Annotated in this window: 18 protein-coding genes and 1 pseudogene; 5 read left to right on the top strand and 14 right to left on the bottom strand. The window is 59.2% G+C overall.

The features are described from left to right. Positions 1–112: 112 nt before the first annotated feature. From P0D89_RS23685 to P0D89_RS23675, 3 genes and pseudogenes are all read right to left on the bottom strand, one after another. Positions 113–874, bottom strand: a complete 762-nt coding sequence (locus P0D89_RS23685; protein ID WP_408360051.1) for a fimbria/pilus periplasmic chaperone — start codon at positions 872–874, stop codon at positions 113–115. 83 nt (positions 875–957) lie between these two features. After that, positions 958–1,506: a fimbrial protein gene (locus tag P0D89_RS23680; protein WP_408360053.1), complete on the bottom strand. Its 549-nt coding sequence runs from the start codon at positions 1,504–1,506 to the stop codon at positions 958–960. Positions 1,507–1,815: 309 nt separating this feature from the next. After that, positions 1,816–2,878: pseudogene (locus P0D89_RS23675) on the bottom strand (transposase). 104 nt (positions 2,879–2,982) lie between these two features. Here P0D89_RS23675 and P0D89_RS23670 point away from each other — a divergent pair. Beyond that, positions 2,983–3,228 carry a hypothetical protein gene (locus P0D89_RS23670; RefSeq protein ID WP_408360055.1) on the top strand — a complete coding sequence of 82 codons (246 nt, stop codon included), beginning with the start codon at positions 2,983–2,985 and terminating at the stop codon, positions 3,226–3,228. Here the strand turns inward: P0D89_RS23670 and P0D89_RS23665 are convergent. After that, on the bottom strand, positions 3,187–3,603 hold the full coding sequence (locus tag P0D89_RS23665; protein ID WP_408360057.1) for a universal stress protein: 417 nt from the start codon (positions 3,601–3,603) through the stop codon (positions 3,187–3,189). The two genes, P0D89_RS23670 and P0D89_RS23665, sit on opposite strands and share 42 nt — an antisense overlap. Before the next feature lie 1,560 nt (positions 3,604–5,163). Here P0D89_RS23665 and P0D89_RS23660 point away from each other — a divergent pair. From P0D89_RS23660 to P0D89_RS23650, 3 genes are all read left to right on the top strand, one after another. Continuing rightward, complete coding sequence (locus tag P0D89_RS23660) at positions 5,164–5,460, top strand: hypothetical protein (protein WP_408360059.1); 297 nt, start codon at positions 5,164–5,166, stop codon at positions 5,458–5,460. Between the two features lie 517 nt (positions 5,461–5,977). Next, positions 5,978–6,496 (top strand): hypothetical protein, encoded by a 519-nt coding sequence (locus P0D89_RS23655; protein WP_408360061.1) that lies wholly within the window; start codon positions 5,978–5,980, stop codon positions 6,494–6,496. Positions 6,497–7,385: 889 nt separating this feature from the next. Beyond that, on the top strand, positions 7,386–8,105 hold the full coding sequence (locus P0D89_RS23650; RefSeq protein WP_408360063.1) for a voltage-gated potassium channel: 720 nt from the start codon (positions 7,386–7,388) through the stop codon (positions 8,103–8,105). A 78-nt stretch (positions 8,106–8,183) separates the two neighbouring features. Here the strand turns inward: P0D89_RS23650 and P0D89_RS23645 are convergent, their stop codons facing one another. From P0D89_RS23645 to P0D89_RS23630, 4 genes are all read right to left on the bottom strand, one after another. After that, the gene (locus P0D89_RS23645; RefSeq protein WP_408360073.1) at positions 8,184–8,612 is read right to left on the bottom strand and encodes a YybH family protein; all 429 of its coding nucleotides are present in this window, start codon (positions 8,610–8,612) and stop codon (positions 8,184–8,186) included. 338 nt (positions 8,613–8,950) lie between these two features. Beyond that, entirely contained in the window at positions 8,951–9,472 is a 522-nt protein-coding gene (locus tag P0D89_RS23640) for a DUF8737 domain-containing protein (RefSeq protein ID WP_408360075.1), read from the bottom strand. 49 nt (positions 9,473–9,521) lie between these two features. Beyond that, complete coding sequence (locus tag P0D89_RS23635) at positions 9,522–10,352, bottom strand: DUF8737 domain-containing protein (RefSeq protein ID WP_408360077.1); 831 nt, start codon at positions 10,350–10,352, stop codon at positions 9,522–9,524. Continuing rightward, entirely contained in the window at positions 10,352–11,203 is an 852-nt protein-coding gene (locus tag P0D89_RS23630; RefSeq protein WP_408360079.1) for a class I SAM-dependent methyltransferase, read from the bottom strand. Before P0D89_RS23630 ends, P0D89_RS23635 begins: the two co-directional genes overlap by 1 nt. Positions 11,204–11,333: 130 nt before the next feature. On the opposite strand from P0D89_RS23630, the gene P0D89_RS23625 reads away from it, so the two are divergent. Continuing rightward, positions 11,334–12,272, top strand: coding sequence for a LysR family transcriptional regulator (locus tag P0D89_RS23625; RefSeq protein WP_408360081.1), 939 nt, complete (start codon positions 11,334–11,336; stop codon positions 12,270–12,272). Positions 12,273–12,434: 162 nt separating this feature from the next. Here the strand turns inward: P0D89_RS23625 and P0D89_RS23620 are convergent, their stop codons facing one another. The 6 genes from P0D89_RS23620 to P0D89_RS23595 form a co-directional block, all read right to left on the bottom strand. Next, on the bottom strand, positions 12,435–12,821 hold the full coding sequence (locus P0D89_RS23620; RefSeq protein WP_408360083.1) for a nitrile hydratase accessory protein: 387 nt from the start codon (positions 12,819–12,821) through the stop codon (positions 12,435–12,437). Further along, a complete protein-coding gene (gene nthB / locus P0D89_RS23615; protein ID WP_408360085.1) occupies positions 12,805–13,476 on the bottom strand; it encodes a nitrile hydratase subunit beta in 672 nt (223 codons plus the stop codon). Before nthB ends, P0D89_RS23620 begins: the two co-directional genes overlap by 17 nt. Next, positions 13,473–14,141, bottom strand: coding sequence for a nitrile hydratase subunit alpha (gene nthA, locus P0D89_RS23610; protein ID WP_408360087.1), 669 nt, complete (start codon positions 14,139–14,141; stop codon positions 13,473–13,475). The genes nthB and nthA overlap by 4 nt, the downstream gene beginning before the upstream one ends. 280 nt (positions 14,142–14,421) lie before the next feature. Beyond that, the gene (locus tag P0D89_RS23605) at positions 14,422–14,634 is read right to left on the bottom strand and encodes a hypothetical protein (protein ID WP_408360089.1); all 213 of its coding nucleotides are present in this window, start codon (positions 14,632–14,634) and stop codon (positions 14,422–14,424) included. Positions 14,635–14,643: 9 nt separating this feature from the next. Next, positions 14,644–15,075 (bottom strand): YkgJ family cysteine cluster protein, encoded by a 432-nt coding sequence (locus tag P0D89_RS23600; protein ID WP_408360091.1) that lies wholly within the window; start codon positions 15,073–15,075, stop codon positions 14,644–14,646. A gap of 10 nt (positions 15,076–15,085) precedes the next feature. Continuing rightward, the coding region (locus tag P0D89_RS23595) for a hypothetical protein (protein WP_408377348.1) at positions 15,086–15,403 on the bottom strand (318 nt) is incomplete at its 5' end.

Genomic DNA, 15,403 nt, shown 5'->3' with positions numbered 1-15,403 from the left:
GCCGCCGACTCCGAGCTTCAGAAAAAATCCCTCCCCTGCCGCTTCGCGCAGCATTTTCATCGGAGAGTGCCTTGTAGAGGTGGACAGCCGGACAAAGCCGACTGCCAGTGAATTACTTCACTGGTGGTGCGGCGTTCAGCACCGCCTCGCCGTCGGCAGGACCGCCGTAGTCGTTGATGGCGTGATAACGTAGCTTGGCGTCGGCGCCCTGGAACGCTTCGCCCGAGAGCGGGAAGTCCTGGGTTTCACCCGGCCCGACCATGCCGCCGTCGTCGAACTTCGCGGTCTTGCCGTCGCCTGTCAGGTCCAGCGCCGCGAACGACACGTGGTAAGGCGTCGGATTGTGGGCTTCGAGTGCGGCGCCCTTGTCGGTCTTGACCACACGCCAGATGATCTGCGCCGGCGCTTCGCCCGCGCTGCCTTTCAGGCCGGCAGGACGGAAAAACATCTTGATACGGGAGCGGAATGCCATTTGCAGCTTGTTGACGTCGGCTTCACTGGCAGCCGGCTTGGGCGGTATTTCAAGGACGTTGAGCCAGAATACCGATTCCTTGTCCTGCGGCAACGGCTCGCCGGTGTACAGAATGCGCAAGGTCTGTCCCTTGCCCGGATCGACGCGTGCAAACGGCGGGGTGATGGTAAAGGGTAGATCGATGGCGGACGGCGCAGCCTTCGGATCGCCCTTGTCCAGCCAAACCTGAGTCAAGGCCGGCGATTTGCCGTCGTTGGTCAGCTTGATGGTCTGCTCGGTATCCCCGGCGTTGTAGATGACCCGCGTGCCGGCAATGACAACGGAAGCCTGGGCCTGCAGGGCACTCGCCAATCCCAGCGCGAGCACACCAGTAGCCAGAAGAGTCTTGATCGTTTGTTTCATGTAATGGCGGGTCGTTAAATGCGGAAAAGCGGAAAAACGCGGAGCGACCAGAGGTTCGCTCCGCGGCACAGCTCTACAACTGATTACTGATAGACGAGCGTGTACATCACGCTCGAATCGGCCGCGCCGGCAGTCGGTACGCCGGTTGCCACGTACTCGGCGTAGTACGGAAGGGTTGCCGTGCCACCGGTGATAGCGACCGACTGGGAGTTCTGCGAAGCATCGGCAAAACCGACCTTGATCGGGGAGAGGTCCGAGCCGTTCAGCAGACTGATCTCGACGTTGCTCGCGCCGCCCGCGTTCAACTTCAGGTTGCCCGTGGTGACGTCGGTCGTCGGACCTGCTTCAAAGAGCGTGTGAACGTTGCCTGTATCCGGCGAGCAGCCCGTAAGCGCGATGGTGAACGGCGTGCGGCCAGCCGGCTGGCCTCCGAGGGTCAGCGACGATACGGATACGTTCGGCAGCGTCACATTGAAGTCCGACGAGCCTGCCCCATTACCGCTGATGCTGCACGTTTGGGCAGTGATGGAGCCGTTGAAGGTGATCGTGCCATCGGCAGCATGCGAGGCCATCGGCAAGGCCGCGACCATTGCAACTACCGCGGCGATCACTCCAGAGCGATTGAGTTTCATACGTATTCCTATTTTTTCGTTTGCCACACGTTAAATAATTGAGGGATTTGGGACGCACAACTGCCCCGCCCTCACTGAAACCGGTTAAGTCTGGAATCTCTCTTCCTGATCAGGCAACCCACACAGCAATGCGGAGAAATCGCTGGCATTCAGATTGAATACCCAAATCTCAAGTGGGCGGCAAATCCGATACTGGTCGAGAAAATTATGCCTAACGTAATTTCGATTTCGGGGCGAATCATAAAAGTTGCGACCAGTCAGATATATAAGACTGGTCAAATTCTCAGGCTCTATGAAACTTTGAGTGGGTTATGCGGCATGCGGGTTGATCGAAGCGAAGTTGAGCTTGCCAGCGATCAGGAACAGTACGGTGCGCATGGTGGTGAAGTTGGCATAGCCGCGCGCACGTCGCCTGGCGGTCTGAAACCGGCCGTCGAGAGCTTCCATGAAGCCGTTGGGCTGGCGCGTCGGTGTCCAGGCAACGATGCCATCGAAGTGCTTGCGGATCATGCGAGCCACCTCCTTCGTGGGTTCAACTGTCGAGCGCATCACGGCGGTGCACCACTGCTCGAGCATCGCGGAGACGACGTTGATCTGTTTGCGATTGAGGATGTCGCGCAATTGCTCGCGATACAGTCAGGCGCGGGCGGTACGCTGTGTGGTGAGGTCGGCGCGTTGCGCCACGGACCAACCGGTCGTGGTCCTTGAGTAGCGCCCGGCGCAGAGCCTTGAGATCCGGGTCGGTCTTCTGTTCGAGCCGACGCGTCTTGTCCAAGGCAAACGACGCATAGGCGACGATGCGAAGCTTGTCGAAAGGGATGCCAGCGGTGGGCAGGTGAAGGCTTACGCCTTAGTTGAAGGCGGGCGACATGTCGATGCTGACCGAGGTGAGCTGCTGAGGTTTGGCATGATGCTTGCTCAGGTGTCCGGCGAACTGCTCGATAGTAGCGGCGTCCCGGCCTTCAGTGATGAACACTACTTTGCGTCCTTCGGCGTCAGCCGCAAGCGTCCGATAGTCGTGCCCCGCGCTTGTAGGACGCCTCAGCTACGGCGGCAAAAAGCATCTGCTGGGCAAGCGTAAACGCCAGCACTCGAACAGCTGCGTGAAGCCGCTCAGCTTGCCGGCCCGGTCGGGCCGACGAGCGCCACGCGGCCGTCGGGCAGCTTCACGCGGGCGTGCGGACCTCAAGTTTGCAGTCGTGCTGGAAGAAGTTCAGTTGCCGGTATCGCTTGACAATGGTGTCATGCACGGGACGCCAGCCCGCCACCTCGGGATGGGGATGCAGCTGCCGGCAGTGAAGTCGATCTGGATCGTCAGCCGCTTGGCGGCCGCGCCGGAATCAACGCCGCTCACGAACCACGGATCGCTCATACCCAATGCGGCTTCTAACAGCTTGCTGTGCGTGACTTACCTTCGTCTTCTTTACGCGAAAACCGCGACGAGACCACCACTCGACATTCAACAGAGGCGTCTTTATGAATCGCCTCGACACCTACCACATGGGGCGCGACAAAGTCGGTGTACCGGGTGTCGTCTGCATTTGCTTCGCCGACAAACTGATTTTCAAACAGGTGAATATCCTGACCCAGTGGCTACACCATCGCATGCCGCTGGAAATCCACACGCGCCTGCATCAGCAGGACAAACAGATGGCACTGCTGCCGGTGAACGTTGGAGATTCAGTGAACCATCGTCACCGGGGTCACAGTGCGCCTCGATAACAGCGCGAGCATGGCTAGCCTGCGGAAGAATCCCATATGGCTGGAGTCGATCACGATCACGTCGGCCTGCCTGGCCGCCGCATAGTCGGCAATTGCTTTTGTGCGATAGCCGAATACCCGTTTCCAGTGGTACGGCACGCCGGCTTCGTCGAGAATGGTGCGGACGTCGATCAAAGCCTTTAGCATGGCCCGCTTTTCCTGGCGCACCAGTGCGCTCCGGCTGTGGAATGCTGCCGCACGTCCCTGGTCGACGGGCTCGAGTACTTCCAGCAATTCGACTTCGGAAATGCCGCGCTCCAGAAACATGAACGCCGCGTAGCGCGCCGCCTCTATCGCGCCGGCCTGGTCGAGAACAGGGATCAGCATTCGTATCATCGAAAACTCCAGGCGGGCACTTGGTATCTTAAGCTTAGCCAATGCAGCGTTAACGTTGCGTAAAAACTCAGCGTTGGGTTGTGCGACGCGCAGTCAAACACCATAAGAGCGCAAGGTGCGTTCTCTATGCGTGAATTGCAGCGGGATGCAGCTCGATGTGCAAGATCACCACTCAATGCTTCGGACAGACCTCGGCTATCTGCAGATCCTGATTCCAGTCGCCGCCCGCCTTCACGAAAAAGCCCTTTTCACGTGTAAAGCCGAACGCGCGCCGCGCATCGGATTGCAGCCACAGCGCCAGCAGCCCTCATGTCACAACTGAAAAGCCAGATCGTTTCAGGACGCAACGCTGCATCGAGTTGCTGCGCGACGTACGTAAAAATAGTCGTGAGAACCTGATCGGCGACGAAGGCAAAGCCCCGGTCTGCGGCAACTTTCGACTTTGGCCAGTTCCAATGCCTGCCTAAGCCAGGCATCGACCGGCTGCACATGTGTGCTGTCGCCCGCTGAGCTGCTTGTCGTGGTGCTCGTCGTCAGGCCCAGTGCTTCCTTGAACATGTTGCCCGGAGCGCGCAATACGAATGCTTGCACGGTTACGTTGCCTTTTGTTTGGTTACGTTGGCTTTTGTTTGTTTGAATCGCCTATGGCCTCCGGCACATCACAGTTATTCTGCGGGAACGTCAGTCTTAAACTCAATAGAAAACGCCATAAAGGCAATGACCACGCTTCGAGAGTCCACACCCACTGGTCGCCCCCTTCAAGCGCCACAGCGGGAACGGTCCTTCGTCGTTGTGTCGGGACCCCGCATCATTCGCGGGAGAGACATAAAGGCCAGTTTGGGTGGGCTGCGACGAACAACAGTAGCGCGACTGCAGAAGCGCCTCGGTTCAGCCGGGTCGGCCGACCATTTCGTATCGTCCGATGATCGGCTACCCGACCCCACGCTTATCTTTTAGCATCGTGAGCGGTCCGGTGTGGTTTTTATGCGACCGCCCTCGCACGGGACGCAGGGCAACATGCAGATCCTGAAAGCCTTCGCGGGGAGACGGAAATCATCATACGGAACACCTGGGTTTTCATCCGAAACGAGCTTGGATAGCATGATGAAACACGTCAGCGTCCCCAACGATTGGCGTGTGTGTTTGTTAGCCGCAGCATTGCCTGCGGCTTTTTTTTGCCAACACAACCAGGCACCGACTGTAACAACGTCATTGGTCGACTTGTTCTCCCGAGAATTATTCTCCGTCACTTTCTTCGCGCCGAGAACTGGGGAAGTGGGCTGTCGCGCATATCGTCCAGCTCGAGTCAGCGACATACGTGGCGTCAGGGCGATTCGGATGTGCGTGAGCAACTGCCGCTGCAGGTGCTCGCCCTGAACATGAACGTCTGTCCCGGTCCTTTTGCGGCCGGGACATCCACTTTGCAATCAGCGCGTTGTCGTCTTTGGCAGAGCGTGTCTGGTCCATACCCGCGTAGTTTCCCTGACCACATTCCGCTGCGGCATGGCGGTTGCGTGTCACTCTTTGCCGATGCGGGCAAAAGCGAGAGAGGAGGCGTAAATGTCTTTCCAGACCTATGCTTCGTACCGTGGATATAGCATCAATGTGCAGGTCGACCCCGCCACGACGCTGTCTTTCCACGGTGGTGGACGTCGATACAGAGTTTCCTGGGTTATTAGTTCGCTTGGGCATCCTGGGCAGGAGATTGCAAATTTTCCAGAACACCTCAAATTCCTCTCCGAGCGTGAAGCGTTTAAATATGCGGAAAATCGAGCTCACACCTTCGTTGACTGCATGCTTTCCGGAAAACACGATATGCCTCTTCCGGGTGAGGTCGAGCACGGCCATGAGCGCTAGCTAGCCCTAAGCGCTAAAGCTTCCCGGTTCACCCGCAAAGGCGTGGTCCGGGCGACCGTCTCTTCGTGGCCCAACCTTGCCGATCGTCTAGCGACCGAACGATGCTTGCCATAGTCAGCAGCACGGGGACGCATCGCGCCTCCCGGATCAACTTCGCCGCCCCGTCCGCCAGGAAGCAAGGCGGCTACAAACTTTTCACGCCCCGCTGTCGGCGCCTGGCCACGGTTCGGCCCGGTCTGTCAAGATGCAACTCGCCCGATCGCAGCGCTTGTGGCAAAAACGCACATTGCATTTTTTGCGCTGACTACTCCGCGCAAACGATTGCTTATACTCTATGCACCTCTTCTTCGGGGCGCTTCGTATGCCGCAGGAATGGCTTGAATATCTCCAGCGACTTAGCTGGAATACTCCGATGACTCTGGCGCTAGCGTCAGGGGCAATCGGCTCTGTCATAACGCTCGTGTGGATCTCGGCAAGGGATGCCAGGGAGCGCAGGCGTCAGCGACGCGATACCGCGTTGGAACTCGCACTGTCGCTGGAAAGCTACGCTCGAACCTGTCGGACGATGATGCACAAGGCCGCCTGGGCAGCAGCGGAGCCGGTCGACCCCATCAGCCGCGAAGCCAGCAAGGGCGTGTCCATCCCCGCCTTTGCCTATCCGGACAAGCTGCAGTGGCGCGTCCTGAACCGCAGAGTTATCTCCGATCTGCGCGAGTACCCCGCTACGGTGCACTCGGCCCGCGAGTATGTGGAGGCATTTCGGGAGTTCGGTGAGCCGATAGACCTTTGCGGTCAGGTTGAATACGAATGTGCAAAGGCAGCGAGGTGTGCATTGGAACTGGCTCGGGCCACGCGCCGCCGGCACGGAGCGGCGAGGTGGAAACCGGGGGCGAAAGATTCATCCATGGAGCGCGAACTGTCCGACTTCATCAAAACCGCTGAAGAAAAGCGCAAAGCGTCTCTCGATCTACAAACGGAGTTCACGGTTGGTCGGCGAGCGGACTCGCAGCCGTTCAAACAACCGTTAAGCGCCTGAAGTCTGGACGAAACAGGTGATACCCAACCTGTCAGGTGCCTCGCAACCCCGAGCCCGCGGTCGATGGCCGGCCACGGCGCCTGGCCCAATCTGAGAAGGAGCGTTATGGCAAAACCGGCGCGTTGAATGACGCGTCGAGGGCATCTGCGGCGGCGGAACTCCTGCTGCGTCGTTCTTGCCGCTGCCGATGCTCCCGTTTCCCCTCGACGGCCTCCGGGCGAACTGCGTACCGAAGTGGGCTCGCTCGCCGTCACCGGCCGCATCGGCGGATGCGCGATGTATTGAAAGTTTTCATTAACCGCGCTATTGCCGATATCGAAGACCGGTAAATGATCACGCTGCTATTCGTGGGTGAAGTGGCTCGCGCGAAAGCCGTCGCCGCGATCGACATCATGGTTACGCTCACCGCCGCACTCACGGCAATCATGCGCACGAGTGGACTCGCCTCTACGAACTTTGGGACGTGCTTTCAATTGACTTCTCTTTCAATATGCGAGCGGTCCCCGGCCGCTTGCAGCGGGCGGCCGTGTTACGCTGGTTCAAATAATTGAACTCACATTCGGCAGGCGTGGGCCGCGCAGAACGAAACTCGAAACACTGTTGGAGAAAAATGCGAGACCCGCCTCGTCCGAGTCATGGAAAAATAGGCTTCACGTTGGATCGCAGGTATTGCTCGATATAGCTGATCGATGAAATCTCCAGGCGCGTTGATGATGCTGCATGGCACGGTAGGCTGTGAACGACGGTGAAGCCGGCATCGTCAGATTGCGCGTAAGAGTCATCGCCTGTTCGAAGCATGCGCGCACAACCTGACTACACCGTCGATCAAATCGATTGCGGTTGCGTCGTGCGTGCTGAACGAGCAAATCTACTCTCAGTGGGTTGGGCTATGCTGATCAGGAATGCGGGCAGGCTTGTTGGAAAAATATTTTTTCAACGCTGTTTCTACCTCTTCCTGGTACTGATGCTTTTTCTCGGTGCGGTACCGTTCATTGAGGCCACCCCATTCGGCCGTTTCGCGACCAATTGCGTCAACACATTCATTATCGTTGCCGCTGTGGCGTCGGTGGGCCGCACGACGGTCTCATTTGCCGTCGCAATACTGCTCGCCGGCCCGGCGCTCACGTATCAGTGGATCTCAGTGACCGGCTCTGACCCGCACGCCATCGCCGTGTCATGGGGATTCGGCGCCTTGCTGTATGCCACAACAGTTGCCTACCTGCTGCGCTATGTATTTCGGCGCGAGGTCATGACGGCCGACAAGCTGTTCGGCGCCGCGTCCGCATATCTGCTCATCGGCTTCTTCTGGGCATTCCTGTACGCGCTGATTGCCCATTTCTATTCTGGATCGTTCGCCCTCTTTGGGAGTCGAACGCCGATCTCATTCTATGATTTTGTCTATTTCAGCTTCACTGTGCTGACCAGTACGCTGGTTGTCCATCAGGCAGGCGGCATACGTTATGTGGCATTCAGCGTCGCGATGCTGCTTGTGCTGCAGGCGCCGATCATTTTCGGTTTCGGTATCGAAACCCGCTCACGGGCGCTAGAAGTAATCGAGGAACAGCCTAACTCGCTCGAGCCGGCTGTTGCGCAATTGTCGCGGCGTTGACCCGCGTGATCTTGAAACTCGCCGGAGAAATGCCGACGTCACGGTTTCATCCCGGCGCTGCCCCTCGACCGCGCTTTATCAACGCTTGAAAATACCCTTCGCTGTTTCGAGGTCGATCGGCAAGGATGTGTGCTGGTGGATGATCTTCCACCCGTCGCTCTTCTGCCTGAGCGTCGCGGTCAGGCGATTGTCCAGCGAGCGCAGATCCACGCCATCGGCAGTAACAGCTTTGTATGTCACGAAGGCGTGAACAACCGCGAGGTCTTGGGCCACGATCCTTTGCACGTCGCTGAAATCCACGATAACGCGTTCCGTACCCAGCGAACCGAACCAGCCCGCCGCCATTTCCCGCCAGACCGCAATGCCTTTGTACGACCATACGCGCCACATGTCGAAGACCAATACGTCCGCGTCGTACAGCGCGACGAACGAGTCGACGTCTTTTGCGAATACCGCAGCTTTGTAGTCATCCAGGACCTGCAGGATCGGATTGTCGAGTTTGTCCACTGGGTTTCCTCCTCAATCGGATTGCGACGGCGGCTAGAGCCTGGGGCGAACAGCAAATCCGAGGCTCATGACCGGTTATTTTCAAAGCAACGACGATCGACAAGCCGCGGGATCGACATCGAAATAGAAAATAATCTGCGGGTTCGATATCGGACTGCATAGCTCAGATCTAGCCGCGCGAGGGCTCGCGGCTACCAATGGGCGCCCATGTCTAATCACCGACTTTTGCAACAGCATCAAAGTCCATCCGCCATTCGTTCACGCCCTACACCTTCCGCTAGTCGGTCATATCGGTAGCCGGACCTAGTATCACCGCTGCCGCTGGATGGTCACGGCTGTCATGACTTACGGAAGGACAAATAGCTCCGGGCCGCCTTTTGCTGAGGGCGCAGCAGCAGATAGAAGGCCGCAACATGCGTAATCATCAGCACGGGCACGTAGATGATCGGAATCGCGTACATAGCGCCCAGCTCTCCCGCGCGCGCGGGAAGATCGGACTGGATAGCGTGGTAGTAATCGACAATGAGGTCGGTCGCGCCCACGAGATTGAAGACTACGACGAACAACCAGAAGAGTGGGCGTATTGGTGCTGTCAGTAGAGCCAGCATCGCCAGAACTCCCGTTGCCAAATCACCGTATGCGGCGAACACAGCGAAGCTGGCTGGCAGATCAGGGCTGACGATGCCCGGCAGGATGAAGACCAGTCCGAAGAAGCGGAAGCTGTGCAGGGTGGCGATGGCGCGTTGCGCGTCGAATGGGTCCATCGACTTGAGCCTGGGCCAGACGTATGCGCGGAAGCAAAGCAGCCAGGCGACATACCCCAGAACGAGATGCAATTGGAAGAGACGTTCCGTCGACATGCTACCTCCTGTAAGGCGTTGTCTGACGCATCGAAGGATAGGGAAGAGATCAGCCGGCGCGTCGTCGGATCAGCTGGCGCAGCGACAGCGCGTGTAACAGGATCGAGCTTGGCACCACGAAAGCAGGCGTCAGCACATCCGGGTAAGAGCCGGCGCCGATGCTCGGTATGCTCGGAGCGATCAACTGGAAGCGCCCGGGCGAGGTGATCATCCCCAAGGTAATCGCGACGGCGAAGTCGGCGAGGCCGAAAATGTTCCAGGCGATCGCCGCCTTCCGTCCTTGAACCGTACCGCTCGCCACGGCAATTGCCGCCGGCACGGCGAACAGGCCGGTCAATACATCGCCAGTTCCCGCCGGGAACGCGAACACGCCGGGCAGCACCCCATGCAGCCAGGCCGCGAGTGCCCAGCCGCCGAATACCCGATAGAGCTGAAGAGCGACAAGCCAGGTCGCCGGCATCGCATCGAGCACCTGCCCCACCCGTTTCGACAACAGCAGCAGTGGCGCGCCGATCATCACCGGCAAGAAGATCGCCAACGGCAACAGCGGCAAAGGTATAGCGTCCGTACGGAATACGCCATTGATCGCTGCGCTCCACGCGACAGCAAACCAAAGCGTGTCTGGAATCATGACCGCCAGCCAGGTGGTGCGGCGTTGGCTCGGCGTCAGGTCCGTGCTTTCGAGGCCGAGCCACAAACCGACCGCGATAAACCCATGAGCCATCAGCTGATGAGCCGTGGTCGGAACGCCGCTGGTCGGGATAATCGGCTTCCAGTAGATCAACGCAATCCACAGCGCCGCCAACGGGATGAGCCAAAGCAGGCTGCGCCAAGCGGGACGCGGCGGGACGATACCGGCAGGAATGGAGGCGGCGGTCATCAGCGGTTCTCCGTATGAATTCCGGTCTTGGCGGGCGCGGTCTCGAACACCGCACTGAAAATACCGAGTCGGCCTTCCAGCAGATTTCGCCCCAGGTTGGTCGAAAGCTGTGCGAAGTCCGGGCCCATCACCACGCTAAGATTTGGCGAGGACGGCGCCCCCGACGCACGCAGTTGCGTGATCCAGGCCTTTGCGGCCTCGGTGTCGTCTTGCCATGCCAGTGTGCGGAAACCTGCTTTTTCGATTGCCTCGTGTGTTGCGTCGGAGGTCAGGAGAAAGCTGGTGGCCGGGGTTCGCGCCCAGGGAACGGGATAGTGCGGTTCGCTGCCGTTTGCGACGACGTCGAACGTCGCAAACTTGCCGCCTGGCTTCAGTACACGTCGGATCTCTCCGTAAAGTCGTGCGCGATCGGCGACGTTCATCGCCACATGCTGCAGCAAGACGACGTCAAAACAACTGTGGTCGAAGGGAAGTTCCAGCGCGCTGGCGGTATGGAACGACACCTGTTTGCTCTGCCCTGTGCGCTGCGTGAGGTAGCGTGCGGCATCGACGAATGGCTCGCTGAGGTCGACACCCGTCACCCGGCAGCCATAGCTTGCAGCCAGAAAACGGGCCGGCCCGCCAACGCCCGAACCGACGTCCAGCACCGACATGTCGGCGGTGATCCCAGCCAGTTTGGCAAGCTCGGCGGTGGCAGCAAGTCCACGGGTGTGAAACTGGTCGAGGGCGCCCAGTTGCTGCGGCGTGAGACGCTGATCCTCCGGCCCAAAGACCGCGAGCGCGATCTTCAGCCGCTCGGTCAGGCCGGTCGCGCGATAGTGATCACGCACACCATCAAGTGCATCAGTCATTGCAAAGTTCCTCCACAGTCTTAGGGATTGTCCAGGGCTTGCGAGTCGACATTGGCGTAACTCTTCATCCGTAGGCGTAGGTGTACCATGGCCTCTCGCGAGCGACTATTCATCGCAATGTTGACGGGCTATGAAGCAGAACTTCACAGTGAGGCAGGGCGCGCTCGATGGCGTGGAGGTGTTCCTGAGCGTTGCCCAGCATCACAGTTTTCGCCGGGCAGCCGCCGAACTCGGGGTGACGCCGTCGGCCGTGAGCCAGGCGGTGCGTGTACTTGAAGAGCGCATCGGCGCAGCGCTCTTCATACGCACCACGCGTAGCGTCGGTCTGACCGAAGCTGGCGAACGGTTTCTTTCGCGCGCGAAGCCTGCCTTCGAGGAGCTTGTCGCCGCTAGTGAGGTGGCGCGCGGACTTGGCCAGCGGCCCGCCGGATTGCTGCGTCTTTCCGTGCCGCGCGCGGTGGTGCCAATCCTGCTGGAACCACTGATTGCGTCCTTCTGCAAGGCTTATCCCGAGGTCGAAGTGGAGATCGCCGCAAGCAAGGAGCTGATCGATCTCGCGGCGGAAGGGTTCGACGCCGGTATCCGGCTGGGTCAGTTCGTCGCCGCCGACATGGTCGCGGTACCGTTGACGCGACCGTTTCGTCTCGTCGTCGTAGGCAGCCCGGCCTACTTCGCAGGGCGCAGCCGGCCTGAGCACACGGACGATCTGCGCCAACACGCATGTTTGCGATGGCGGAGATCCAGCGGCGCGCTCGCGCTATGGTCATTCAACAACGACGGCAACGCGATCGAGATCGCCGTAAGCGGCCCTTTCATCGCCCATGATTTTCCCACCATGCTGGGTGCGGCAGTCGAAGGTATAGGCCTTGCCCAGCTACCCGAGCCGATGGTCGCTGAAGGGTTGAGGGCGGGAAAACTGGTGCACGTGCTGGAGCCGTTCGCGCCGGTGATACCGGGAGTGTTTCTCTATTATCCAAGCCGCCGGCAGATCATGCCGAAGCTACGCGCCTTCATCGATCATGTGAAGAGCCGCCCGGCAGGCCAAGACAAAGTCTCCGGTACAAGATGACTATCGGCGTGCCGGTCTGCGGACGAGAAGCTGATGTTCGCCTTTATATGGACGTCATGCCGCCGAAGGCCCCTCCTGTCCGGGAAAAATTTTCATGAGATGAATGCGTGTAGAGAATAAGCCCAGATATAGGCCCGTTGGATGCGCATAGGGCGCGCACTGTCACTTCAGCTCAATCGGCTGCCCATGGGGCGTATGTCGTGCGGCGATGTCCCATTCGTTCCGGCGTTGTTCGAGGATGCCGATGGTCAGCAATCCCTTGCGGGCGCTGATGCGCTCCAATGCCGTCAACCAGTGGCTGTAGTAGGTGTCGCCATAGTCTGAGTCGCCACCGGCCTGCGCATCGCCGATCGCCTGATTCAGACCCTCCGCCCATTCGGTCCAGGTGAACAGGCCATGCTCATGCAAACTCAACGTCATGGCAAACGCCCGGGCTTCCCATGGCGCACTGAAAACGGGCCCTGCGTCGTCACAAGGCAATGCCGGCAAGGCGGCGCGCAGTTCGGGAAAGTTCGACCGGGTGTGCGTCATATCAGGCAGGCGTGACATCCGGATAGTCCAGATAGGGTTCCCAGCAATCGACGCATACGGATGCCGCGGTCGTATCCTTCCCCCAGAGTTCGGACGCATCGAAGCGAACGGTATACAGCCATTGCGGCTGTTCACCGAGCCCGATTGCGTTGGTGTCGGGAAATACGTGCGGACCGTGCACGGCGATGACGCGACCCCGTCGGCCTCGGCAATAGCGTGGCAACCGCGTATGCGTGGAGGGGTTCAACTGACGGGTCAAGACCTCGTCGTCAACCTTGAAGCGTGCTTCCGTGAGCGCAGGACGATCGACAGGGCTGCCCCGGCGTAGCGCCGCAGCCACCTCGCTAGCCATCAATACGCGAGGCACCGGCATCCCTGCACTGCGCGACACGCCGCTAGCGATTTCCTCGGCCGTCACCAACCCCGTGTCCAGCAGCAGCTTTTTCAGACCTTCGAACCAGATCTCGAAGTAGCTGCTGGCGAGATATTGCGCAGGCGGCAAGCTCTCCCGCGCGGCACGAGACATGTCGATGTTCCACTTGCCCGCCGCGCCCATCGCCAACGTAATCGCCAGCGCGTGGCGCTCCCAGTCCGCGTGAAAAATCAACGCATCGGCTTCCGGCCGTATCGGGCCGAACGACTGCATGCCACCGAGATCTTGCGCACCGTTCATGTGGACTCCCGGGCAGGTTCCGGTGTCTTCGGCAGACCCGTGCCGATCATCGAGTCACGTGTCACCAGTTCAGCCAACGCTTCCTCGGAGAAACCAGCGGTTCCGGGAGGCTGCATCGGCAACACCAGATAACGGACCTCGGAGGTCGAGTCCCACACGCGAAACTCGACTTCGGCGTCCAATTCAAAGCCGAATTCCTTCAGTACACCTCGCGGATCGATAATCGCACGGGACCGGTATGGCGCCGACTTGTACCAGACCGGCGGAAGCCCAAGTACCGGCCACGGATAGCATGAACACAATGTGCAGACCACCATGTTGTGCACGGCGGGCGTGTTCTCCAACACGATCATATGCTCGCCTTGCCTGCCTTGATAGCCGAGCGAGGCGATCGCCGCGGTCGCGTCGTCGAGCAACCATCGTTTGAAAGTGGGATCGTGCCACGCTTTCGCGATCACGCGGGCGCCGTTGCGCGGACCGACCTTGTGCTCGTAGGTCTCGATCAGTACGTCCAGCGCGTCGGGATCGACGTACCCCTTCTCGACCAGCAGGGATTCCAGCGCACGGACGCGCAAGTCCATCTCGGACAGTGCGCTGCCCGCGTGATCGTGATCGTCAGCATGCGGATGCTGCGGCTCGTGGCCATGGGGATCGTTACCATTCATGAGAGTTGCCCCGGAAAGTGCCCGACTTGACGAGTATGGTCGGCGCAATATGCAAATGCAATTCGGACGTGCAAGCCGCACGCGGGGCGGTGAAGGGCTCAGTTGGACTCTCCAGTTCGCTCTAACGACGTGTCGACCGGACCCGCCCACTTTGCATCCCTTCAACGCGATCGGCGGCTACATTCCATCAATCTCGAATCGCGGTACACGCGCCTCGACACCTGATTACTCTGTATCTCGCGACCGGAACACTGCAGCCTGACGTTACGCGGCACGCTCTTCAGGTTGTCGCCTTCGTCGACCGGTTATCGACAGGACCGCGGTTGCGGCGGACAGTATCGGCACGCGACATTTCAGCCGCGTCTTGTGCTGCCCTGGCGTCGATCGCCTCTTCGTCTTTGCGCCAGTTGGCCTCGTGCTGGCTAGCCTCATGGCTATTTTCGATCAACTCGTTCAGCTTGCGCAGCGTCGCACTGATGGAGTTATAGGACATGGCGCCCTCCTAGGATGGCTTCTGATTGACCCGGAATCGGGAGAAGTGAATAGAAAACTCTCGGACTGTTTCTGCCTTTGCTCGCTGAATAGACTCTTTTGGAAGCTGGCGCATGCATTCGTATCGAAGCTCACCGTCCCAGAACATGCCGAAGGGGCCGGTCTCACACTGAAGCGGCTTTACATCATGTATCGCACAAAGATTATCTGTTCGCAAAAAGATACAGCGGCCGCCTTCCGTGCGCAGCTGCCGCATCTCCAGCTTTGACGATACGGGAAAGGGTCGACCATCGCAGCACTTCTCGACGAATTCATCGGGATTCAAACTCAAATAATCAGCAATTCGACTAATATCGTCGGGTAGCAGAAGGACGCCAAGATCGTCGGTGCCGCCCGTGCAACATTTCCCACAGCCGTTGCAGATGAATTCTGGAGGATTCACGGTAGCTTCCTTAAATGCGTTCCAAGCGATAGCGGAATAAATACCGCTTTCCCGTTTTTGGCGAGTGAAGTTCCCAGGTCACTAAGGTTCGCTGCGGGTTTAGTCCGGGCCCTTTGGTCTGTTGTTCCGCCTGCACATCCCGATGTCCGCTGCCATCAACAACGATAATCGGATCCAGAAATGTAAACGCGAATCCTGGCGGAGCTGAAAGGCTCAGTTTAGCTTCCTGGGTCGGAATATTGGTGGGAATGCCCGCTAATGCTCCTTCTGTAGAGAAAGCATCTTTCTCCGTGCCTGGCGTGCTGATAGTGACTTCGTATTTTATGGA

This window comes from Paraburkholderia sp. RL18-085-BIA-A, from assembly GCF_046027075.1.
Lineage (GTDB): Bacteria > Pseudomonadota > Gammaproteobacteria > Burkholderiales > Burkholderiaceae > Paraburkholderia.
This window is presented reverse-complemented; position numbering and strand designations above follow the sequence as displayed.